This window comes from Bacillus sp. S14(2024) (assembly GCF_050473785.1).
Lineage (GTDB): Bacteria > Bacillota > Bacilli > Bacillales > Bacillaceae_G > Bacillus_A > Bacillus_A yunxiaonensis.
The window spans coordinates 1735793-1759525 of sequence record NZ_JBFLUP010000006.1 but is presented as its reverse complement, the minus strand read 5'-3'; the positions used below and the strand labels follow the sequence as shown (position 1 = coordinate 1759525).

Genomic DNA, 23733 nt, shown 5'->3' with positions numbered 1-23733 from the left:
CGTAAAATTCTATTCGTAATATTGATATTTACTTTTTTATATAAAGTGAAACTTCCATCAGTCGGGAGTCTTTGTGCCCGCGAATAGCGGGATAAATCCATTTTGATTTTTCAACATATAAGTCGCTGCTATGCATTAGATGCTCTTGCCCACCTAAAAAGAAAAAAGGTTTTATATTGTTTTTTAATTTGGACTTATATATTTCACTTTATTTATTATTATAAAATATTTTTTTGTAATGAAAGTTATATTCATATTCCTGTTATATTCTTCAGCAATATATCCCTCTTTTTTCATCATTATGCATAAATATCATACTTTTATTATTATTCTATAAAATGTCACACTTTTCTTTCAGTTGACCCTACATTTTTAATTTTGTATACTTCCATCTAGCTATATTTGTTCGTTTTGGAACATAGTTACTAATAAAATAGATTGGAGGAATATAGGGTGCTTCGTTATTCATTACTCGTTTTATTAGGAGCATGCAGTTACGGTATTTTAGCAATCTTTGTTAAATTTGCGTACAGTGAAGGATTTACACTAGGAGAAGTAATCGGAAGTCAATATTTGTTCGGATGGCTCATTTTACTTGCGATTACATTAGTAATCTCTAGGCATCGTGTACCATTAAAGCAAATGATTATTTTATTTATCGCAGGCACATCAGCCAGCTTAACAGGTATTTTTTATTACGGTTCCTTACAGACTGTACCAGCTTCTATCGCTATTGTTTTATTATTCCAATTTGTTTGGATCGGGATTATTATTGAAGCAGTTGCAACAAAGACATTTCCTTCTAGAGAGAAAATGATTTCTGTACTTTTCTTACTAGCTGGAACGTTTCTTTCAAGCGGATTACTCGAACAATCGGCAGGAAGTTTTGATATGAAAGGTATCTTCTTCGGATTATTATCAGCAATTGCATTTGCTTTTTATATTTTCGTGAGCGGAAGAGTGGCAGTAGAAGTCCCATCATTACCTCGCGGCGTATTGCTTATGGCAGGCGCGTTAACATTAGTAATGATTACTTTCCCACCAACGTTTATATACAATGGTGCACTTACAAATGGATTATGGAAATATGGGCTAGCATTAGGAACATTTAGTATTGTGATTCCCACCATTACATTTACAATCGGAATTCCCAAAATCGGTTCTGGTTTAGCAACAATTTTAGGTGCTGCTGAATTACCTGTTACAACAATCATGTCGGTAGTTCTTTTAAAAGAAGCTGTACTTACTTCACAATGGCTTGGTGTTGCGCTTATCCTTGTCGGCATTACAATTCCTCAAATTGCATATAAAATGCGCGGCCGATACACAAGACAGCATACACATAAAAAAGTGGCAGCATAAAATGAAAACCGGACTTCTCTAAGAAGCCCGGTTTTCATTTTATATTATGTTTAACATATACATCAAACATTCATAATTTGCCAGTCACTTCATTTGAATCTACACTACTCAATTGATACACACATCGATAACATTGTCCCGCCGTCAATAAAATAATCATAATAAATGAAATAACTGTATACAAAAGGCCATATATCGTAATCGGTGCACTGCTTATTCCGTGACAACCCGTTACTCTCAAAATAACAATAGTAAATAACTTTAAAAATAACATACCATGAAGAAGCCCTACTATAAGCCCTCCTCCCCCTATCATAAGTTGCTCATAGCATAAAATAAGCCCTATTTGCTTTCTTTTCAGGCCAGTTAATCGATACGATTGTAATTCTTTTTGTCGCTTTTTCATAAAACAAGCATGTACATACAGTATGAAAAGACATGAAAAACCAAGGGCTATTGTTGATCCATAATATAAAGAATTCATTAGTAACGATCTATGATTTATTGCCCCTACAACAGCTTTATTATATTGAATGGATACGAAAAGAAAATATACAATCACACTACAAGAAATAACAACAAAATGTTGTATACGTTCTACTGCATGCTCTTGTATATTTTTTCGTGCTAATTGAAATAACGACATAACAACTCCTCCGTACAACTTCCTATACTACAAATTAGTATATAAAATGATATGTGCCTTCGCATCGAACTCCAATAGGAATTATATCTAAGTCTTTAGACTTAGATTGAAAAATACATATTGTATTGACGATAAAAACAGCGACGTTACAAAGTAACATCGCTGTTTTTATCGCATAATTTGCTTTTTCAGTTGTAAAAAGTATCGTTTTTTTAATAGTAAAAAGTAACATGTATGAACGAATAAAAATACCCCCATAACAATAAGTGATGAACGAAGAATCTCTGTTATGAATAATTTTTGCAACGTCATTAAAGCTACACTCGTATGTAAAACAGCTATGAGAATCGGAACAAAGAATAATGCTCCCATTTGTACAGTCATAATTCGTTTCATTTCGTCTTCGCCCATACCTAGTTTCATAAGCGATTGATAGTATTGTTTATCCGTTTCTAAATCAGTAAATAAACGAAAATATAAAAAGCTGACAGCAGATAAATAAAATATCACTCCAACAAACAAACCGATAAATAAAATAATGCTTGTCATTTGTTTAATCTCATTATAAGTTGTAATGCGTGATGAAAATTCATATTGCCCTTTTTGGTTTATTTGTTTCTCTAATTGCTCTGCTACTTGCGTCGTTTCTTCCCAGTTCTTCACTTCATACGCTGTATAACTTACTGTTTTTTGTCCCTCTGTAATCAATTGTTTCATTTCATTAGAAACAACGAAAATTTGCCCCGGAAATACAGCGCCGGAAAAAATATTATGTTGCAACACACGAGAAACATGAAATTGTGTTTCGCTTTCTTGTAACGTTACATCTGTTTCTTTAGAAGTATCAATAACATTACTTTGTCCAAAAGAAGGGACACGAGCTATTTCTTTCCCTGTTAATGCCACCGTTTCATAACCAAGCTGCTTTGCAAATATATTATAATCAGCCTGACTCATAATAACCGCTGGTTGCGTCTGATTAGAAATTGCTTGAAAACTCAACTTTGCACTGACCTTTTTATAGATAATTTTTTCCTTTTGAAAAGTAGCTTCAATTTCTTTTTCGTATTGTTCTTTCTGTGCTTGATGTTCATTATAAGTCATCAAACTAAAAGCAAATGGTATGTTATTCATCGTTTCATTCTTTTGTGCTTCTAAAAAAGCAGCAAACGTTCCAATGGCACAAAAAGAAACAGTCGACACAATCGTTACCATAAAGAACATACGTGCATTATCTTTCATGCGGTAGGCTAACATAGAAAAGGATAATAAATTTGTTTTCTTCCAATATATATGTTTCCATTGTTTTAAAAACCTTATGATAAATACACTAAGTTGTGAATATAAAAAGTAAGTACCAATAATTACAATTGTTGTAACAGGTAACAATAAAAACATGATAGTACCAGGTGTTGCTGCCATAGATAAAATATATCCAATTGCAATCAGACCTGCTGCAACTATAGATAATAAAATAGAAGCTTTCGGTTCAGGCTTGGGCTTCTTATTCCCTTTTAATAGCGCAATCACTTTTTTGCTTTGCACAAATAAACTTGTCATAAAAGCAACAATGAAAAACAATACCAAAAACACAACCGCTGTTAATTTCATAGCTTGCCATGGCATATAAAACGGCAAACTTTTTAAGTTCATCACTGTACTTGCTAACATGAAAAATAACTTTCCAAATAAACAACCGAAAGCAATACCGCTTATAAGAGCACTTATACCGACAATCATATTTTCAAAGAATATCATCCGAATCGATTGCCGCTTTGTAATACCATGAATAACAAAAATACCAAACTCTTTATTCCTAACCTTTAAAAATGAACTAACAGAGTAAAAAATAAAGAAAAAAGAAAAGAAATAAATAATGTATTCTGCAACAAGCATTCCTTGCCGCACAGCACCTGGAAATTCCTTACTTCCATAAATATCAGGATGAAAAATAAATAAAGCATATAAAAAGAAAATCATAACTGAAAATGCACTGCTTAAAAAATACGCGGCATATGCACGTATATTTCGACTAACATTTTTAAACGCAAGTTGAGAAAACGTCATCTCTTTTCCCCTCCCACGCTTTTTTTATTTTTATCAAAATATGTATCTTCATGAGCATGACATCTCCTTATTCTTTCTTCTCTTTCACTATAATAAAAAAAGAATGAGGAAAACATCGAACTTCCTTACATGCTTCAGTACAGTCTTACAGTTTTGTCATTTTTCTCGTCATTTTATAATATAAAGTGAAGCTTCCATCAGAGTGCCTTTTCTCCGATGGTTAGTTAAACCAATCGGGCTCTTACGGGCAGTTTTCCTTCCCGTTCTTCTCCAGCCTTACTGCCCGTTAGTGCGGGATAGATTCATTCTCCTTGCTTTCGCTATTTTCAAAAACTCTTGTAATTCTGGATTTATATTTACTTTTCGATACGCAACCGCTAGTTCCGCCACAAAATTAGAATCACATATTTCTTTATATACAACTTCTGATTGATATAATTTATTTGCAGACACTGGTATTACCGTTATCCCAATTCCAGCGGCAACAAGTCCTACTACTGTTTGATACTCTGTTGCCTCTTGTACAATTTGCGGACTAAATCCTGCATCTCGGCATAAAGAGAGAATATTATCATATAATGTTGGCCAAACATTTCGAGAAATAAAAACAAAGGATTCTTTTTGCAAGTCTTCAATATATATTGCTTGTTTACTCGCGAGAGGATGCGCCTTTGGTAAACAAAGTGTACAAGGAAGATGTTGAACTGTTTCCAATTGTAATAACTGACTTGTAATAGGCGGACGCAGCATCCCGACATCAATTCGATTATCATGAAGTGCATCTACTTGTTCTGGTGTAGATAATTCATGCAGTACAACGGATACATTCGGAAATTTATTTCGATATTCTCGAACGATTGGCGGCAAAATATCATACATTGCTGAACCAACAAAACCAATAGACAGCGATCCTATCTCTCCTCTTTGTGCTCTCTGAGCAACTTCGACCGCTTTCTCAATTTGCGTAAAAGCTTTTTTCACTTCCTTTAAAAACAATTCTCCTGCTTCTGTTAACTCTACTCTTCGTTTCGTTCTTGAAAATAGTGTAACTCCCATTTCTTGTTCTAATTGTTGAATTTGTTGACTAAGCGGTGGCTGCGTCATCTGTAAGCGAGCTGCCGCTCTTCCAAAGTGAAGCTCTTCTGCTACAACAATAAAGTATTGTAAATGCCGTAATTCCATATAGAACACCCTTTTTCATTGATATATATAATATATTAATAACATAAGAATTATATATTAGACAAATATTTTTAAAAAACCCTCACTGTTGGAAAGCTCTCACCAATCGGGCTTTTGCGGGATTAAAAAAAAAAAAAAAAAAAACGTATACAAGGGAGTCCTAATATACGTTTTCTTTTTCCCCTTCAATATTTAATTATCTTTCCATATCCATTTTCGTATTTCTCGCCTCAATCATTTCCTAGTATATACACAACTGACACAATAACTCATAATCTTCTGGAAATGAAAGATGTATATTTTTAAGTTCTTGAAGCGGCTTCCACTCAATCCTATAAATCAATCCATCCGGATCTTGAATTTTTCTTTCTCCCCCTACTATTTTCACAACATAATAGTGAACTTGTACAGGAATATTGAATGTAACACCTATTTTTTCGTGCACTTTTTCAATAACTTCAACACGATACCCTGTTTCTTCCCATACTTCACGTATGCAACACTCTTCTAACGTTTCTCCTTTTTCTAGGCCACCTGAAGGTACAGACCAACGTTTTTCTTCTTCTGGCTTTCCTTGTAAGACCATTAATACTTCATTATTATCATTCATACAAATTGCTGCTGCTCCAATCCAACGCTTCATCCTCTATCCCTCCCATACATATTATTCTGTCTTTCACCTAATTTTTCCTCGAAAAAAGAGGAAGAAGCTTGTAATTTATCGAATACTTTTAGCAACTTCAAAGACAGCGCATTCCTAAAAAACAGAAAGGAAGGATTCTGTGAAAGTTTCTAAGTATGTTGTGGATTGTGTGTTTTGTGAGGAAAATCGAGGAACACGACAAACATTAGTAACTGTTGCTGCTTCTTCTAACACATTGGCAGTTCAAAAAATAACTGAAGAATGTCAGCGCCGTTTTGGAAAAGCATTATTATTGAAAACAGAGATTATAAAAGAGGACATCATTGCAGGAAAAAAAGAAAGCTGACCAAAATGGCCAGCTTTCTTTTTTCCGATTGTAAACGGAAGAAACATTTATGTTTTCTCCGTACACATTATCACATGAAGATTAGGGGCATCCTCTAGGAAATCGGGATTTTTTCCATTATGTACGTTCCATAATGGATATCGAACAATATTTTCCGTACAGGAAAAGAAATCAATCGAGTTCGCATTTTTAAAAAAGGGATAGGGATATTACCGGTAATACATCAAACATTCAAATGTTACATTTATTATAGTATAGTAATATTCTTTATATGTGAAATATGTATTACATATATAATTAATATGTAATACATATTAATCTCTTATTTCATCTTTCTATCTTGTACATTTCTAAACAATAATAGAGCTAAAATTGCACCTATTAGCGCTAAAGTCATATCCCACTGTGTATCCCACGGATCTCCTTGCATACCTAAAAAGGCACTTGCTGCCGTTCCTGTCAATTTGGCAACTAAAAATTCAAGCAATTCATATAGTGCACTAAATGCTAGACACACAGCAATTACAAGGATTGATAACCATCCTCTTTTTTGAATTTCTACCACTCTAATGAGAACCTCACGTGTTAAAAGAGCAGGAACGAAGCCTTGCGCAAAATGACCTACGCGGTCATAATAATTTCTTTCTAAATGAAACGTATCGCGTAACCAGTTAAAGAGAGGTACTTCTGCATATGTATAATGTCCGCCAATAAGTAATATAAGCATATGAAGCCAAATCCAAACATACGTAAACGTCGTAAATCGAAAACGATGATATGTCGCCGCTAAAATCAATACAAGAATAATAGCCGGTAATACTTCTAGCCACCATGTAAACAAATCTTTCGGCTGTATTCCTAAAATAAATAAAGCGATCCAAAAACTAATAAATAATAACATATGTGAACGATGTATCGTCAAGTTCTCCTCCTCCTATAATTAAGCTATTTATACCATATTTCAACCCATCCAAAGAATATTCGTTCGATTAAAATATAAATTACACCATTTCATACAATCCTTATTGTTAAGTAATGAATGAACAAAAAACAAATATTTAAATCTTATTAAACATAATATAAAAACTTTCTAGAAATCCAGCATTAAATTTAATATGCTCATTTTAAAAAAATAAAGCCCTCAAAACCTTGTTCTTACAAGGCTTTCTGAAGGCTTCCTTTATTCTGCAACAAATACATATTGTAATATAACCCCTGTTGCGTCAACAACTCTTGATGTGTTCCTCTCTCAACAATTTGACCATCATGCATCACGAAGATTTGGTCAGCATCTTGAATTGTCGATAAACGATGCGCAATTGCAATAGTTGTTCTCCCTTTTCGCATACGCTGCAATGCCGTTTGAATTGCTTCTTCTGTTTCTGTATCGATGTTCGCTGTTGCCTCATCCAGCACTAATACTTTCGGATTTGTAGCAACAGTTCTCGCAAATGCTACAAGCTGTCTTTGACCACTCGAAAACGCCGCTCCTCTTTCAACTACCTCTGTATCATATTGATCTGATAACTGTTCGATAAATGTATTAGCTTGCACAAATTTTGCAGCTTCTTCCACTTCTTCATCCGTAATACTTTCATCATACATGCGAATGTTTTGTTTAACTGTTCCAGCAAATAAGAAAGCATCTTGTAATACAAGACCGATACGTTTTCGTATTTCCATCTCTTGAAAGTTCTCTAATCGAACTCCATCAATTACAATTTCTCCTTGATTAACATGATAAAAACGCATCAATAAGTTCATAATTGTACTTTTCCCACTACCTGTATGCCCGACAAAAGCAACAGTTTGCCCCGGTTTTACATGAAAAGATACATTTTTTAGTACGTCACGTTTTCCATCATAAGAGAACGTAACATTTTTAAACTCAATTTCTCCTTCCGTCATGAAAGGAGTTCCATTCCCTTGTTGTACTGGTGCTAAATCTTTTTCATCCATTAAATGAAACACACGAGATGATGACACAACTGCTTGCTGGAAGAAAGATAATTTCATCATCATTTCGTTTACTGGATCAAAGAAACGATGAATGTAGTTAACAAAAGCATATAATACACCAACTTCAACAGGACTATGCATTGCATCAATTCCAAACAGCGTCAACACCAATACAATTGCCAAAATATGAACAAGATCAGTCGCCGGACGTAAAAGAAGTGCATCTAATTTCAAATTGCGACGTCCTGCTCCGTAGTGTTTTTCATTTACTTCTTCAAATTCTTTACGCATCCGTTTTTCTTGGCGGAATACTTGAATAATGTTCATACCTTGAATAGATTCATTCAATTTTGCATTTAATATGCTTAATTGATTGCGAAGTTCTAAATAAAAGACTGAACTCTTGCGACGATAAAAAGCCATAATCGTAATCATAGTTGGAATAAGAAGTAATGAAAACAAGGCAAGCTTCACATCTAGTAGAAACATAGATATTAAAATACCGATTAAAAACACAATATTTTTTACAAAAGTAGATAATACACTTACAAAAAAATCTTTAATCGCCTCCGTATCGTTCGTTATCCGAGAAACGAGCGTTCCAATTGGTGTACGATCAAAGAAGCTAAGCGATAAACTTTGTACATGTTCATATACCTCTACACGCATATCTTGCACAATTTTGAAGGCAATGTTTTGGAAATATAATAAATTCAAATACGTAAAGAACACTTTTAATAAATGAAAGACTATATACACAACAAATAACGTCACTAATACATTTTGTTCAAAACTCTTCGGAACTAAATGCTCATCAATAAATTTCTTAATTAAAAAAGGGCCCATCATTTCCGCTATAGTTGCACCAACTAAAAATAAAAACGCTAGCGTCAGCAGTTTCTTATATGGCTTCATATAGGATAATAGACGCCATAGGTCACTTCGCTTTTTCTCGTTCATTATACCCCTCCTTTCTCAACTAGTGATTCTAATTGTTGACTTTCATACATGTCTTTATACCAGCCGTCTTGTTGCATCAAACTGTCATGCGTTCCACGCTGTACAATCTTTCCATCGTCAATAACGAGAATTAAATTTGCATGCTGAATAGCACTTAACCGATGTGCTGTAATAATAGTTGTTTTATTTTCACGTTCACGCTTTAATGCCGCTAAAATCGTTTCTTCTGTTTTTGCATCTACTGCTGATAAACAGTCATCTAAAATTAAAATTTCAGCATTTGTTAATAATGCACGCGCAATCGAAATACGCTGTTTTTGGCCACCTGATAAAGAAACGCCGCGTTCACCAACCACTGTTTCATACCCTTCTGGGAATTTCGTAATGTCCTCATGAATACATGCAATCGTAGCTGCGTGTACAATATCTTTATATGTAGCATCTGGTTTTCCAAATGCGATATTTTCTCCTATATTTGCAGAAAATAAGAAATGATCTTGTGGTACATACGAAATAGCGGAACGAATGGCATGTAACGTCATATCTCGAATATCGGTTTCTCCAACACGTACCGCTCCATCAAAATGATCATATTCTCGAATTAAACACTTTAATAATGTTGTTTTTCCTGCACCGGTACGCCCTACAATTCCTAAAGTTTCCCCTTTTTGTAAAGAAAAATGAATATCTTGTAGATTTATCACTTCATTTTTCTTGTACGAGAATGTATCAATATCAAACTTGATATTACCACTTGCTACTTCTTTACTTGCCCCTTCTCTATCCACAACATCCGATACTTGCATGAATAATTTTTGAATACGATCATAAGAAGCACGCCCACGCTCCATAATATTAAATAGCCAACCAAACGCTAACATCGGCCATACGAGCGTCCCTAAATAAGAAGTAAACGTAATAAGTTCTCCTATCGTAAGCTCACCACGAACAACCAATACAGAACCATAACACACTGCAATTAGGAAAGAAAAACCTACAATTAAAGAAATTGTTGGGTCAAATAATGAATCAATGCGAGCAACAAGAATATTTTTCTGTACTACATCTTCCGATTTATCACGAAATGCTTGTGAATCTTCTTTTTCTTGACCAAGTGAACGAATTACCTTCATTCCACTCATACTTTCCTGAACTTTATCATTGATTTCTGAAAAAGCCTGCTGCGCTTTATGAAAACGACGATGTAACAACGTTCCATAATAGTTTGTCGCAACCGCTACGATTGGCATTGGAATTAAACTGATTAATGTTAACTTCCAACTAATCGTAAACCCCATCGCAACAAGAACACATCCGCCCACCGCTAATGAGTCTACAAGCGTTAACACCCCAGAACCAGCTGTTTGCTGAACTGCTTGAATATCATTTGTCGCGTGTGCCATTAAATCACCAGTACGATGCTGTTGGTAGAATGATGGACTCATATTTGTAAAGTGCTTATACAATTTTTGACGTAATTGACGGGCTAACTTTAAAGAAGAGCCGAAAATCATTATGCGCCACACATAACGCAAAATATACATCGTCACCCCAGAACCAACTAAAATCCCTGCCCATTGTAATAGCTTCTCAGCTGTTAATGAATGATTGCTAATTTCATCAACAACAATGCCGATCACTTTTGGTGGCACAAGTTCAAGAAGAGCAACGCCAAACAATAAAAAAATACCAGCTATGTACGCTCGTTTCTCTTGTTTAAAAAACCATGCCAAATCTAAAAAAACTTTCATTTTATACCTCCTATCCCAAATGAGCGATGTTTTCAGTTTATCAAAATTACTGAATTTTTTAAAGTTTAAAACATTTTTAGAAAACAAAATAAAAAGGCACTCGAATAGGAGTGCCTTTTATAGCGCTTATTTCAGTTGTTGTTTATTCATTGCGCTCATCATTTGATTGATTTTCTTTTGGGATGGTTTTTGTCCCATTTGCATCATCATCATTTTTAACATTTGTTCATTAATTGGTGGATTTTTTTGTAAATAGTTCATCATATATTTGCGTGCGATGAAAAACCCTAACGCAACGCCTGCTACTAGTGCTAATACGCCCACTAGAACAACTACCCAAATTGACATATATTTTCCTCCTTCATGTTGTCTACCTTACAGTGTACTAAAACCTTTTCAATAAGACAAGATTGTATTCGACATTTTTTATATATAAGTACGCACTTGTTTGAGAGGATTTAACCATCCGTATTGTTTACTCTCATAATCCATCGCAAGAAATGTTAATTCACATTTTCTAAGTACTTCAAAAATGGCTGTTTCCATTTCAACATTTTTAGAAGTACGCATTCGAATATATTGTGGTTTAATACTCACTTCTCCATACACATTTTCATTGGATACAATATGCATATGCTCATTTCTTTCATGTTTCCCGTAAGTTCGTAGTACCTGTTCTATTTTATGATGTAATTTCATTACTTGTAAGGGCAACGTAATATACTTCATTTGTTTATACAACACTTTCTTTTCTGAAAGGGAACGAGACTGTGCAAAACTAGCAAACAAATCAAACAATAAAAACTCACGACCGAAATATAACTTCGTAACATCTTCTTGAATTAAGTACAGTTCATACGTTCTCATACTTTCCCTCCCGCATTGGACAACTTCATTTCTTTTCATTATATAGAAACAAATATGCAATGATTGTCTGACTGCGGAGAAAGAAAAAACTTTTTCTGTCGAATAAAGTGACACTTTCATCAATGGAGATTTCCCCCCTCCATTGATAGAAAATTCTCACCGATTAGATTCTTACTGCTCCTGAGCAACGGAATAAACTCTTTTATATAGAAAAATCTCTCCATGCCGGAGAGATTTTTCCAAAATCATTAAAGCATTTCTTTTACTTGGCGAACAACGTTTTCTACAGTGAATCCGTATTCTTCCATAATCTTTTCACCAGGAGCAGAAGCACCGAATGTATCGATACCTAGTACATCTCCTTCAAGACCAACGTAACGATGCCATCCGAAAGTAGCACCCATTTCAATTGCGAAACGTTTTGTTACTGCTTTTGGTAATACAGATTCTTTATATTCAGCAGATTGTGCTTCAAAGCGGTCCATAGACGGCATGCTGACAACAGCTGCGTCAACACCGTCTTGCGCTAATGCTGTTTGCGCTTCAATTGCTAAGCTTACTTCAGATCCAGTTGCAAGTAAGATTACATCAGCAGTTTCTTTTTTGCTTGCAGAAATTACGTATGCACCTTTTGCTACTTTTTCATACGTATCGTCTTTAGCACCTTCTAATGTTGGAAGATCTTGACGAGTTAAGATTAATGCTGTCGGTGTTTTTGTAGATTCTAACGCTAGCTTCCAAGCTGCAACAGATTCGTTACCATCAGCAGGACGAAGAACAGATACGTTTGGCATTGCACGAAGAGCTGCAAGCTGTTCGACTGGCTCATGCGTTGGTCCATCTTCTCCAACTGCGATACTATCATGTGTGAACACATATGTTACTGGCAGTTGCATTAACGCAGCAAGACGGATTGCTGGACGTAAATAGTCAGAGAATACGAAGAACGTACCACCGTAAGTTTTTAAACCGCCATGAAGTGCGATACCGTTCATTGCTGCACCCATTGCGAACTCACGTACACCGTACCAAATATTTTTACCGCTGTAGTCTTCTCTTGTGAAGTCTTTTTCTTTGTTCATGTATGTTTTGTTAGAACCAGCAAGGTCTGCAGATCCACCAAAGAATGATGGTACAGATTCAGCAATTGCATTAATAATTTGTCCTGAAGATGAACGAGTTGCTGTTTTTGAACCCATTTCGTATGTTGGTAAGTTCTTATCCCAACCTTCTGGAAGAAGACCTTTCATTGCTGTTTGTAGTTCAGCTGCTAATTCTGGATATGCTTTTGCGTATCCATCAAGCATTGCATTCCACTCAGTTTCTGCTGTTTGTCCAGCATCTTGTACTGTTTTACGGAAGTTTTCATACACTTCTTCTGGTACATAGAAATCTTGTTCAAATGCCCAAGTATATGCTTCTTTTGTTAATTTCGTTTCTTCTACACCTAGTGGAGAACCGTGTGAAGCTGATTTTCCAGATTTGTTTGGTGAACCGAATCCGATTGTTGTTCTTACTTCGATTAATGTTGGACGTTTTTCGTCAGCTTTTGCTTCTTCAAGCGCTTTCGCAATCGCTCCGATATCGTTCCCATCTTCAACACGAATTACTTGCCAGCCGTATGCTTTATAGCGATCCTCTACGCTTTCAGAGAAAGAACGATTTAAATCGCCATCTAATGAAATATCGTTAGAATCATATAATACAACAAGACGGCCTAATCCTAAATGAGCCGCTAATGAAGATGCTTCAGCAGAAACGCCTTCCATTAAGTCTCCATCACCGCAAATTGCGTATGTATTATGGTCAACAACGTTATACTCATCACGATTGTACTTCGCTGCTAAATGTCTTTCAGCCATTGCCATACCAACAGCTGTTGCGATACCTTGTCCAAGTGGACCTGTTGTTGCATCTACACCTGGTGTGTGCCCGAACTCAGGGTGACCTGGTGTTTTACTTCCCCATTGGCGGAAACTCTTTAAATCATCCATTGTTACGTCATAACCAGATAGATGAAGTAAGCTGTATAGTAACATTGAGCCATGCCCTGCAGATAATACGAAACGATCACGGTTAAACCATGTTGGATTATTTGGATTATGTTTCATAAATTGCGTCCATACTGTATATGCCATTGGCGCTGCACCCATCGGCATTCCTGGGTGACCAGAGTTTGCTTTTTCAATCGCATCAATGGATAATGTGCGAATCGTGTTGATAGAAAGTTGTTCGATTGAATGTGACATGCTATTCTTCCCTTCGTTTATAGTAGTAAACGTTTTCGTTTTACACATCTATATGATATCTTTCCTTGCAAGATTATACAACATGTACGGACAAATATGTTGATGTTTTTTCGGATTTGTTCAAAAAACGTACTAAAATTGATGATGTATATCAGCTATACTCTTATGTCCAAACCTTTCCTATACCCCTGAATTCTTTATTTCTTACACTAATCAATAATTACATATAATTCCTCATTATCTTTAAACATTGCATCCGAAATGATACACATATTTTTTTCGTATTTTTTTATGATTTAAACGATCGTATTTTAATTATAATTCATAACCACACTACATCTTCTAATGGAAAATCCAATTTTTTCTTATTTCACAAACAAAGGGTCCTATTCTCCCAGATGGAGAATAGGACCCTTAAAATTGTAAATATACATTTTACTTCTTATTACGATCTGCATACACTGCCATCGCATCACGCATAAACTCCGCCAAGCCTTCACCGAATTGATCAATATTTTTTGTAAAACGTTCATCATCGACATACATTTGCCCTAGACCTTTAAATGCATCCAATGAATAATGACCAAAGTTCTGCAAATAATCATACCATTCTTTAATTGCTTTTTGAGCCTGCTCTGATTCAGGTGAGTCGTTACGAAGTGCCGCAAGTTTCCTATAGATTGCATTATATTCTTCTTGTTTTTCTCTCGTCATGTTTGCTGCTGTTTCATTTGCTTTGTCAACAGCTTCATTTCCCCATCTTTCACGTGCCTCTTGCTCATATGGGTTTTGACTAAAATCAAACCCTTCAAATTTTTCTTTGTTCGTCATTTGAATTTCTCCTTTCGAATGTTGAATTGTCTTATCAATCGTCGCAATCACTTTATCTAGTCTAGAGCGCTTCTCAAGCAGCATTTTACGGTGCAAAACAAGTGCCTCTTCTCGATTAAATGAAGGATCATTGATAATTTCTTTAATTTCCTTTAAAGGAAAGCCTAGTTCTTTGAAAAACAGGATTTGTTGCAATGTCTCCAAATTATCGTTGGAATAAAGGCGATAACCAGATTCTGTAGTCTCCTCCGGGGTTAATAACCCAATTTCATCATAATGATGCAGTGTGCGCACACTAATACCAACTAAATCTGCTACTTCTTTCACTTTCATTGTCATCACTTTGCCCTCCCTCATTCCCTACAATAAAGTATAACGTAGCGTTAGGGTCAATAGAAAAATATAAAAAACACCTTCTATTCATTCACATGAAATAGAAGGTGTTTTCAATGGACTACCAATCTCCCACCATTTATGATCCTACTGATGAAGCTGAACTTTATACAATCCGCTTTCGAATTGAGCTAGAAATAAAATCAATGACAATTACCATTATAATAATTCCTAGCAAAATAATTCCTACACGAGACCAATTTCTAGAGCTCAATGCAAAAATTAATGGTGTCCCAATTCCGCCTGCACCAACCATACCTAAAATAGAGGCAGAGCGGACGTTAATTTCAAAGCGATATAGCGTATACGAGAAAAAGTCGGGTAATACTTGTGGTAATACAGCATACCAAAGCACCTGAAAACGATTTGCTCCAGTAGCAACTAATGCTTCTGTAGGCCCTTTATCGATATTCTCAATGCCTTCCGAATATAATTTCCCCAGCATTCCAATTGAATGTAATCCTAACGCTAACACTCCCGCAAAAGAACCTGGGCCAACCGCTTTTATAAAAAGAAGCGCCATGACCAATTCAGGGAATGTTCGAATAAAACTTAATACAAATTTTCCTGAGCCAGAAGTTACTTTTCCTGTACTCATATTCGTTGCTGCCCAAAAGGCAAACGGCACACAAAGGAAAGCAGATATGAATGTTCCTAACACAGCGATTGCTAACGTATCAACAAGCCCGTGCAGCAAATCCTCTCCGTCTGGCAAAGAGACATAATCCCAATCAGGATTGATTATCCCCGTCATGATTGCTTTTGTAATTTGACCAGCAGTTTCTTTTATCCCCTCCATTGGAACACCTGAAAATGCCCATATGTATATCATCGCTAATACACCTATGATGATCCAGCGATATAAACTTAGTTTCTTTGGCTTTGGAATTACGTGTATCGCCTTACTCATAATAATTTCTCCCGTAACACTGTACTTATATAGTCAATGATTAATACAACAATCAGTGTATAAATGATAATAGAAGCAGTTTGTTGATATTGTAAAAAACCGAGTGTTCGGTCGTAATATAAACCAATTCCTCCAGCACCAACTAAACCTAAAACAGCTGCTGCTCTTACGTTTACTTCAAATGTATACAACACGTAAGAAACGAAATGAGCTGCTACTTGCGGAATAACCGCATAAACAATCCATTGTACTTTATTCGCCCCCACTGCCGTCATTGCTTCTAGTGGGCCTTGATCAATCGATTCAATCGATTCATACAACAATTTCGCGACAATTCCAACAGAAAAAAAAGTAAGAGCCAAAATACCTGGAAGCGGTCCAATACCAAAAATCGCAACAAAAATTGCCGCGAGTAGCAAATCGGGTATCGTACGAATCAAATTTAAAAGAAACCGAGCTGGTCCATATAAAAAAACAGATGAAAATACATTACTCGCTGCCAGTAAAGCAAGCGGAACGGCAAGAATCGCACCTAAAGTTGTTCCGATAATCGCCATTCGAATCGTATCTAACATAGCAGGTGTAATCGTGCTGAAGTAACTCCAGTCTGGTGGTACCATTTCTTTCAGTAAATCCATCATATTCGGAAAACCGGTGACAAGCTTCGAAAAAGACGCCTCAACTTGCACACTACTTCCCCAGAACAATAGCATCAAAAGAACAAAGGTCAACATATGTTTCAATTTACTTGGGGGCTTTGGGATTGTTTGGGCTTTTATTGTCACATCATTCATTTTGCTGCCACTCCTAAAAACTCTTCTTCTTGCAAAGAACGACCATAAATCTCTGCAAATTTCTCATCCGTTGCTTCTTCTACCGGACCATCAAAAACGATCTCACCTGCATGTAATCCAATAATACGAGTTGCATAATCTCTTGCTAAATCGATAGAATGTAAGTTTACAATCGTTGTAATCCCGAACTCTTGATTAATGTTCTTTAAGTCGTCCATCACCTGTTTCGTTGTGAGTGGATCCAAAGAAGCAACCGGTTCATCAGCTAAAATAATTTTGGCTTCTTGCGCTAATGCCCGAGCAATAGAAACACGCTGCTGTTGTCCACCTGATAGCTCATCAGCTCGTGAATATGCTTTTTCTAAAATATTGACACGGTCTAATGCACGGAATGCTAGCTCCACATCTTCTTTTGGAAAACGTCCAAATATTGTCCGAAGTGTCGAGTGATATCCAACACGTCCAGCTAATACATTTTTTAACACAGTAGACCGCTTCACAAGATTAAAACTTTGGAAAATCATCCCGATGTCCCGGCGAAGATGGCGCAACTCTTTTCCTTTCGCTGCTGTAATAGACTGTCCATCAATTAAAATTTCTCCATCTGTAATTTCGTGAAGACGATTAATAGAGCGAAGTAACGTCGACTTCCCTGCACCAGATAACCCAACAGTAACAACAAATTCCCCTCTGTGTATCTTAATATTGATATTTTTTAATCCTTTTGTGCCATTGGAATATACTTTAGAAACATTGTGAAACTCTATCACAAACCTTACCTACTTTCTCAATGTTATAGAAGAAAAAACTGAAAAACGGCTAACTAGCAGAAAGTGAAAATCATTTCAGCCAGCTCGCCACCTTCAGCCATCATTTCAAAACGACCGGTCGATTACTGCGTTTTTACTTTCTTTCCGTAATCACGAACAATATCAAATTTGCTATCATCAGACTTTACATACCCTTCATGTGAGTATACTTCTTTGATAATTTTATGACCTTCTTCACTCTTTCCAATTTCAATAAACGCATCTTGTAGCTTTTTCACCCAATCAGCATCCATATCAGATCGTACAGAAATTGTATCGTTTGGAATTTTCTCTGTGAACTTTACAACTTTCGTTTGATCAAATACATTTGGATAATCTTTTTTCACAACATTACGAGCATCTTGGAACACAACTGCCGCATCCACATCGCCATTAAGAAGAGCGATAATAGATTGGTCATGACCCTTTAATGTTACAGGTTTCACATCTTTTAATGGATCAATTCCCTCTTTCATTAAAAGCGCTGCAGGCCATACATATCCAGCAGACGATGTCACATCTTGATAACCAATCTTTTTATCTTTTAAATCTTTAATACTATTAATATTCGAATCTTTCTTTACAACAAACTCAGACTTATAATAATCTACCAAGTCCTTTGTTGGCTGTCCTGTTGCATCATCGACCCCAAATCGTTGTGCTTGCAGTATCACATTTGCTGCTTTCTTTTCATGAGCCAGCACATATGCAGTTGGAGGTAAAAAGCCTACATCCACTTGCTTAGATGCCATCGCTTCTACAATTGTGTTGTAATTCGTTGAAACACTAACTTTCACAGGAATATTGAGTTTATCGCTTAATAATTTTTCTAACGGTTTTGCTTTTGCTTCTAACGTATCAGCATTTTGTGAAGGAACAAATTGAACATTTAATGTTTTAGGAACATACCCTTTTTTCGTATCTTCACTTTTACTTGCACTCGATTCCTTTGTCCCACAACCACTTAATAGACCAACTGCTAATACAACTGTTGCACCCATTGCGAAAAATTTCTTAAACATGTCAAATCCTCCAATTTTCTAAATTATAAACAATTTTTGTAAACATTTAGAAATATAGCACATTATTTCTTACATTGACTTTAATTTACAGAAACTTTACACTTTTAAAACATTCGGAAAATATTTTATTAAGATTATTTGTTATGATTTATCATAAGATAATAATAAAGAAGGTTGATACTATTGAATCCAAATAATGTCGTAAATATAAATATTTTGCTAACAAGTGATGTACATGGTACGGTTTATCCTATTCACTATGGAAATAACGAAAAAGCAGACTTCGGGCTTGCAAAACTCGCAACACGGATTGCACAAGAGCGCACCCAAAATGATCATGTCATCGTAATTGATAACGGAGATTTTATACAAGGTACTCCGTTCACTTACTACTACAGCAAATATATGCAACAAGAAAAGAACCCAATGGCCATCATCGCAAATCATATCGGTTATGACGCAGCAATTATCGGCAATCACGAATTTAACTACGGAATGGATGTATTAAATAAAGCTGTTGAAAATGCACATATGCCCTATTTAGCTGCCAATATTTTGAATCGGCGCACAATGAATCCTTATTTTGGAAAGCCATATATCATCCAACATATCCATCCCAATCTAAAAATTGCTATTCTAGGCGTAACAACGCATTACATCCCAAACTGGGAACAACCACATCATATTGAAGATTTAATATTTGAAGACGCAATGGAAACAACGAAGCAATGGGTTACCTATATTCGTGAACAGGAACAACCACATCTACTGATCGTATCCTATCACGGCGGTTTTGAACGTGATTTACAAACGGGAGAACCAACGGAAATGTTAACAGGGGAAAATCAAGGATATGCCATGTGTCAGGAAATTGAAGGAATCGATATATTATTAACCGGGCATCAACATCGCTATATTGCTCATACGAAAATAAATGGAGTAACTGTTTTACAAACTGGATCTAATGGACAATCATTAGGAAAAGTCCATGTCACCTTACAGCAAAAACAAAATCAATGGATTGTAAAAGAGTGTAATTCAGAATTGTTGTCCGCTGCAGGCATTCCCGCAGATGAAACAGTACTTTCACTCGTATCTACCTATGAAAAACAAACGCAACAATGGTTAGACAGGCCAATCGGTACCATTACCGGGGATATGCTAGTTCACGATGCGATGCAAACGCGTTTACAAGATTCTGCCTTTATCGAATTTATCAATAAAGTACAAATGGACGTAGCTGGAGTTACAATTTCTTGTACAAGCCTGTTTCATAATGAATCTTCCGGCTTTCCAAACCACATTACAATGAGAGATATTGTTTCGAATTATATTTATCCCAATACGTTAAAGGTCGTTCGTGTTACAGGAAAAGATATAAAAGAGGCCCTTGAACTATCTGCTGAATATTTCTCATTAGATACAGATGGAAATATCATTGTAAACCCTGCATATATCGAACCAAAACCACAGCATTATAATTACGATATGTGGGAAGGAATTTCATACATACTAAACATTTCAAAACCAGTTGGGGAAAGGGTTGTTTCCTTACAATATGAGGGATCTCCGATTCAATTTCATCAAGAATACGATGTGGTCATGAATAATTATCGTGCAAGTGGTGGCGGAAATTATTTCATGTATCAAAATAAGCCTATTATAAAAGATATACCAATTGATATGTCTGAGCTCATTGCGAATTACATATTAGAACGAAAAACGATCGAAGCGACGACTAATTATAATTGGAAAGTGATCAAATAACAATTTTTTATCAAACTCAAAAAAGATGGGCGACGCCCATCTTTTTAATTTAACTTTGCACGATCTTGCTTTTTTAATTCTTTTAATTTCTTCGGTGTTACATCTTTGCCCTCTTCGTTAACGACTTTGATTGCTTTCAATTCGTTTAACATATTTTGGCGAAACCCTTTTAAATATTGTTCACGGAGCGATTGACGCTCACGTTGCTCTTCTTCAGTTAAACCTTCTGTTTTTGCTTTTTTCGCTAAGAAATTAATGCGTTCAATGAGTTCGTGACTTAGCATCTCGAATCCCCTTTCTACTAAAAACTGATTATTATCATACAATAGTTACTCTTGTTTATCAAGCAATTGCTTCGTGTACTCTACATACCGGCGATGTACAGTCGCTTTTGATACTTCATGACCAAAACCACGGAGCGTTGCCGCAATTTCTTCAAATGTCAATTCATTGCGGCGCAGACGAACAATCTCTTCAATAGGCACTTCTTTTTTCTCCCGACCGGTACTTAAATGACGATTCTTTAAATTTTTCTCTGGACGAAATCCATTCTCTACGGCTCGCTTCATTCCACGTTTAATCTTTAAATTATGAATCTTTCTCTGGTATTCTTCTACGATACCAATAATATCAAGTACCATTGAATCTGAGTCAGAAAGCTGTAATTCACCATTATGCGCATGGGTATATACTTTTACTCCTTCTTTATGTAAACAATGCATTAAGGCAATTTTCGCATTCCCTCTCCCAAGACGTGTTTCATCTTGAATGAGAAGCACATCAACATATTCATCGCGAATAGTATCTAACACTTCTAAAATACCATCTCGTTCTATACTATACCCACTTGCTTTCTCTTCTACTACTCTTACAATATTCATTTGATACTGTTTAGCTAAATGCAATAATTCATCCTTTTGGCGTGCTAATGATGTTTCCTGCGCTTCTTTCGTCGTGCTCACACGTGCATAAATAATCGCATTCATTTCATACCCTCTTCTCTATCTCACTTTTCACATCATAGTGTATCACAAACTAAGCATTTGTTCGAACTTATGTTTGTAGAATATTTTTTCGCATGTTATAATACAAGTAAGAAAATTTAAAGAAAACGAGGTGTGAAAAACATGGAGAAGTTAACGAAACGACAGCAAGACATTCTCGACTTCATTAAACAAAAAGTACAAGAAAAAGGTTATCCGCCTTCCGTACGTGAAATCGGTCAAGCAGTCGGTCTTGCTTCTAGCTCTACTGTGCACGGACATTTATCTCGCTTAGAGGAAAAAGGATACATTCGCCGCGATCCAACAAAACCGAGAGCTATTGAAATTTTAGGAGACGCTAGCATCGAAACGGATACACAACCAGTCGTTCATGTACCGATTGTCGGAAAAGTTACAGCTGGTTCACCAATTACAGCAGTTGAAAGTGTAGAAGAACATTTCCCACTTCCGGCAAACCTCGTTTCAGGCTCAGATCAAGTATTTATGTTACGCATTTCTGGAGACAGTATGATTGAAGCTGGTATTTTTGATGGAGACTTAGTTGTTGTTCGCCAACAGCAATCTGCTTACAATGGTGAGATCGTTGTCGCTTTAACAGAAGATAACGAAGCTACGGTAAAACGTTTTTACAAAGAAAAGGATCACTTCCGTTTGCAGCCAGAAAACTCTTCTTTAGAGCCTATTATTTTAGATAACGTTTCTGTTATTGGAAAAGTAATTGGTGTCTATCGTCATTTACATTAAAAACAGACCAGCTTAGTGAACTGCACCCCAATTGTTAGACACAACTAACAATTGGAGGTGCAGTTTTTCTATGACTAAATATTCTTTTGAATTAAAATTACAGGCCGTTCTAGCATATTTAGAGGGATCAGAATCTCTTCAAACCGTCGTGAATCGGTTTCATGTAAGTCTTAGCCCACTCAAGAGTTGGGTTGCACACTACCGAAAACATGGTACAGAGGGATTGCTTTCAACCTATACAAACTATGATATTCATTTTAAAATGGACGTAATCAAGTATATGAACGATACGGGAGCGTCCTATTTAGAAGCAGCTACGACATTTGGTGTTCCTTCTGCTCGAACAGTCTGGCAGTGGAAATATCTCGTGGATACACAAGGGATTGACGCTCTACAACTAAAGGCAAAGGGGCGTCCAACCATGAATAAAAAGCCACAGAAGACTCAACCAGTACAAGGATCAGAAGAAGCGTTACGAGTGGAAAATGAGCGTTTACGTATGGAGAATGCGTATTTAAAAAAGTTACATGCCTTAATTCAAGAAAAGGAAAAGTTACAGAACAAGACAAAGCGCAAGTGATTTATGAGTTAAGGCATGAATGGAAAGTCATTGACTTGGTAAAGATCGCTGGCATTCCACGTAGTACGTATTACTACTGGATAAAACAAATGAGGCGACATGATAAGTACAGTCAGGTGAAAGAAGTGATTCAACGGATTTTCGAGGAGCACCAAGGTCGTTATGGCTATCGACGCATCACCTTGGAATTACGCAATCAAGGATATGCATATAACCATAAGACAGTTCGTCGCCTTATGAACGAGATGGGCTTACGCTGTCTTGTCCGTATGAAGAAATACCGCTCATATCGAGGGAATGTGGGCAGGATCGCACCTAACCTGTTAGAGCGTGATTTCCATGCGACAAAGCCGAATGAGAAGTGGGTTACAGATGTAACAGAATTCCATTTACACGGTGAAAAGCTATATTTGTCACTAATTCTCGACCTCTACAACGGCGAGATTATTGCGTATAACTTGGAAGCACGTCCTGTGTACCCCCTTGTATCAAAGATGTTGGATCGTGCTCTTGAACAGTTACAAGATGGAGATTCTCCTATTCTTCACTCCGATCAGGGCTGGCATTACCAGATGAAATCATACCAGCACGTGTTAAAGGAACAAGGTATTGTACAAAGTATGTCTCGTAAGGGCAATTGTCTAGATAATACAGTCATGGAGAATTTCTTCGGCTTATTAAAGAGTGAGTTACTATATCTCAAAGAGTTTGAAAGTATGGGGCATTTTAGGAAAGAATTAGAGGACTATATTGATTATTACAACCACAAACGGATTAAGGTAAAATTAAAAGGCATGAGTCCGGTTCAATACCGGACTCATGCCCAGAGAGCTGCCTAACACCCGTG

General features: G+C 36.2%; 22 protein-coding genes. 5 read left to right on the top strand and 17 right to left on the bottom strand.

Features of this window, described 5'->3' with window-relative positions; translation table 11 throughout:
• The first annotated feature begins 453 nt into the window (after nucleotides 1-453).
• A complete protein-coding gene (locus tag AB1279_RS09325) occupies nucleotides 454-1362 on the top strand; it encodes an EamA family transporter (RefSeq protein ID WP_429748682.1) in 909 nt (302 codons plus the stop codon).
• Between the two features lie 70 nt (nucleotides 1363-1432).
• Here the strand turns inward: AB1279_RS09325 and AB1279_RS09320 are convergent, their stop codons facing one another.
• From AB1279_RS09320 to AB1279_RS09305, 4 genes are all read right to left on the bottom strand, one after another.
• Nucleotides 1433-2008: an FtsX-like permease family protein gene (locus AB1279_RS09320; RefSeq protein WP_429758506.1), complete on the bottom strand. Its 576-nt coding sequence runs from the start codon at nucleotides 2006-2008 to the stop codon at nucleotides 1433-1435.
• A 168-nt stretch (nucleotides 2009-2176) separates the two neighbouring features.
• The gene (locus tag AB1279_RS09315) at nucleotides 2177-4075 is read right to left on the bottom strand and encodes an FtsX-like permease family protein (RefSeq protein ID WP_429758505.1); all 1899 of its coding nucleotides are present in this window, start codon (nucleotides 4073-4075) and stop codon (nucleotides 2177-2179) included.
• 276 nt (nucleotides 4076-4351) lie between these two features.
• Nucleotides 4352-5257: an acetoin biosynthesis transcriptional regulator AlsR gene (gene alsR / locus AB1279_RS09310; protein WP_429758504.1), complete on the bottom strand. Its 906-nt coding sequence runs from the start codon at nucleotides 5255-5257 to the stop codon at nucleotides 4352-4354.
• Nucleotides 5258-5498: 241 nt separating this feature from the next.
• Nucleotides 5499-5900 carry an NUDIX hydrolase gene (locus AB1279_RS09305; protein ID WP_429758503.1) on the bottom strand — a complete coding sequence of 134 codons (402 nt, stop codon included), beginning with the start codon at nucleotides 5898-5900 and terminating at the stop codon, nucleotides 5499-5501.
• A gap of 139 nt (nucleotides 5901-6039) precedes the next feature.
• Between AB1279_RS09305 and AB1279_RS09300 the strand changes: the two genes are divergently transcribed.
• Entirely contained in the window at nucleotides 6040-6246 is a 207-nt protein-coding gene (locus AB1279_RS09300; RefSeq protein WP_098309639.1) for a DUF3903 domain-containing protein, read from the top strand.
• 322 nt (nucleotides 6247-6568) lie between these two features.
• Here AB1279_RS09300 and AB1279_RS09295 read toward each other — a convergent pair whose 3' ends face one another.
• The 11 genes from AB1279_RS09295 to AB1279_RS09245 form a co-directional block, all read right to left on the bottom strand.
• A complete protein-coding gene (locus tag AB1279_RS09295; protein WP_429761331.1) occupies nucleotides 6569-7147 on the bottom strand; it encodes a DUF2238 domain-containing protein in 579 nt (192 codons plus the stop codon).
• Nucleotides 7148-7401: 254 nt separating this feature from the next.
• The gene (locus tag AB1279_RS09290) at nucleotides 7402-9165 is read right to left on the bottom strand and encodes an ABC transporter ATP-binding protein (RefSeq protein WP_429758502.1); all 1764 of its coding nucleotides are present in this window, start codon (nucleotides 9163-9165) and stop codon (nucleotides 7402-7404) included.
• Nucleotides 9165-10916, bottom strand: a complete 1752-nt coding sequence (locus AB1279_RS09285) for an ABC transporter transmembrane domain-containing protein (RefSeq protein ID WP_429758501.1) — start codon at nucleotides 10914-10916, stop codon at nucleotides 9165-9167. Before AB1279_RS09285 ends, AB1279_RS09290 begins: the two co-directional genes overlap by 1 nt.
• 126 nt (nucleotides 10917-11042) lie before the next feature.
• Nucleotides 11043-11264, bottom strand: a complete 222-nt coding sequence (locus AB1279_RS09280; RefSeq protein ID WP_098309636.1) for a YneF family protein — start codon at nucleotides 11262-11264, stop codon at nucleotides 11043-11045.
• Nucleotides 11265-11342: 78 nt separating this feature from the next.
• Nucleotides 11343-11783 carry a sporulation inhibitor of replication protein SirA gene (sirA, locus tag AB1279_RS09275; protein WP_429748673.1) on the bottom strand — a complete coding sequence of 147 codons (441 nt, stop codon included), beginning with the start codon at nucleotides 11781-11783 and terminating at the stop codon, nucleotides 11343-11345.
• A gap of 248 nt (nucleotides 11784-12031) precedes the next feature.
• A complete protein-coding gene (gene tkt / locus AB1279_RS09270) occupies nucleotides 12032-14032 on the bottom strand; it encodes a transketolase (RefSeq protein WP_429758500.1) in 2001 nt (666 codons plus the stop codon).
• A 435-nt stretch (nucleotides 14033-14467) separates the two neighbouring features.
• On the bottom strand, nucleotides 14468-15202 hold the full coding sequence (locus AB1279_RS09265; RefSeq protein ID WP_429758499.1) for a MerR family transcriptional regulator: 735 nt from the start codon (nucleotides 15200-15202) through the stop codon (nucleotides 14468-14470).
• Nucleotides 15203-15362: 160 nt separating this feature from the next.
• Nucleotides 15363-16166 carry a phosphonate ABC transporter, permease protein PhnE gene (phnE, locus tag AB1279_RS09260; protein WP_429758498.1) on the bottom strand — a complete coding sequence of 268 codons (804 nt, stop codon included), beginning with the start codon at nucleotides 16164-16166 and terminating at the stop codon, nucleotides 15363-15365.
• Nucleotides 16163-16960 (bottom strand): phosphonate ABC transporter, permease protein PhnE, encoded by a 798-nt coding sequence (gene phnE / locus AB1279_RS09255; RefSeq protein WP_429758497.1) that lies wholly within the window; start codon nucleotides 16958-16960, stop codon nucleotides 16163-16165. The genes phnE (AB1279_RS09260) and phnE (AB1279_RS09255) overlap by 4 nt, the downstream gene beginning before the upstream one ends.
• Nucleotides 16957-17730, bottom strand: coding sequence for a phosphonate ABC transporter ATP-binding protein (phnC, locus tag AB1279_RS09250; protein WP_429758496.1), 774 nt, complete (start codon nucleotides 17728-17730; stop codon nucleotides 16957-16959). Before phnC ends, phnE (AB1279_RS09255) begins: the two co-directional genes overlap by 4 nt.
• Nucleotides 17731-17852: 122 nt before the next feature.
• Complete coding sequence (locus AB1279_RS09245) at nucleotides 17853-18791, bottom strand: phosphate/phosphite/phosphonate ABC transporter substrate-binding protein (RefSeq protein ID WP_429758495.1); 939 nt, start codon at nucleotides 18789-18791, stop codon at nucleotides 17853-17855.
• 183 nt (nucleotides 18792-18974) lie between these two features.
• On the opposite strand from AB1279_RS09245, the gene AB1279_RS09240 reads away from it, so the two are divergent.
• Nucleotides 18975-20558 carry a bifunctional metallophosphatase/5'-nucleotidase gene (locus tag AB1279_RS09240; RefSeq protein ID WP_429758494.1) on the top strand — a complete coding sequence of 528 codons (1584 nt, stop codon included), beginning with the start codon at nucleotides 18975-18977 and terminating at the stop codon, nucleotides 20556-20558.
• Nucleotides 20559-20602: 44 nt separating this feature from the next.
• Here the strand turns inward: AB1279_RS09240 and AB1279_RS09235 are convergent, their stop codons facing one another.
• Together AB1279_RS09235 and AB1279_RS09230 are read right to left on the bottom strand one after the other, a co-directional pair.
• Entirely contained in the window at nucleotides 20603-20842 is a 240-nt protein-coding gene (locus AB1279_RS09235) for a DUF896 domain-containing protein (RefSeq protein ID WP_377884109.1), read from the bottom strand.
• 45 nt (nucleotides 20843-20887) lie between these two features.
• Nucleotides 20888-21544 (bottom strand): YneB family resolvase-like protein, encoded by a 657-nt coding sequence (locus AB1279_RS09230; protein ID WP_429748657.1) that lies wholly within the window; start codon nucleotides 21542-21544, stop codon nucleotides 20888-20890.
• Between the two features lie 141 nt (nucleotides 21545-21685).
• On the opposite strand from AB1279_RS09230, the gene lexA reads away from it, so the two are divergent.
• Together lexA and AB1279_RS09220 are read left to right on the top strand one after the other, a co-directional pair.
• On the top strand, nucleotides 21686-22306 hold the full coding sequence (gene lexA, locus AB1279_RS09225) for a transcriptional repressor LexA (protein WP_429758493.1): 621 nt from the start codon (nucleotides 21686-21688) through the stop codon (nucleotides 22304-22306).
• 70 nt (nucleotides 22307-22376) lie between these two features.
• Nucleotides 22377-23725, top strand: a protein-coding gene (locus AB1279_RS09220; protein ID WP_429758492.1) for an IS3 family transposase whose coding sequence is annotated in 2 segments (ribosomal slippage) — nucleotides 22377-22833 and nucleotides 22833-23725 — 1350 coding nt in all. Because the reading frame shifts where the segments join, the coding sequence is not laid out codon by codon here.
• Nucleotides 23726-23733: the final 8 nt, after the last annotated feature.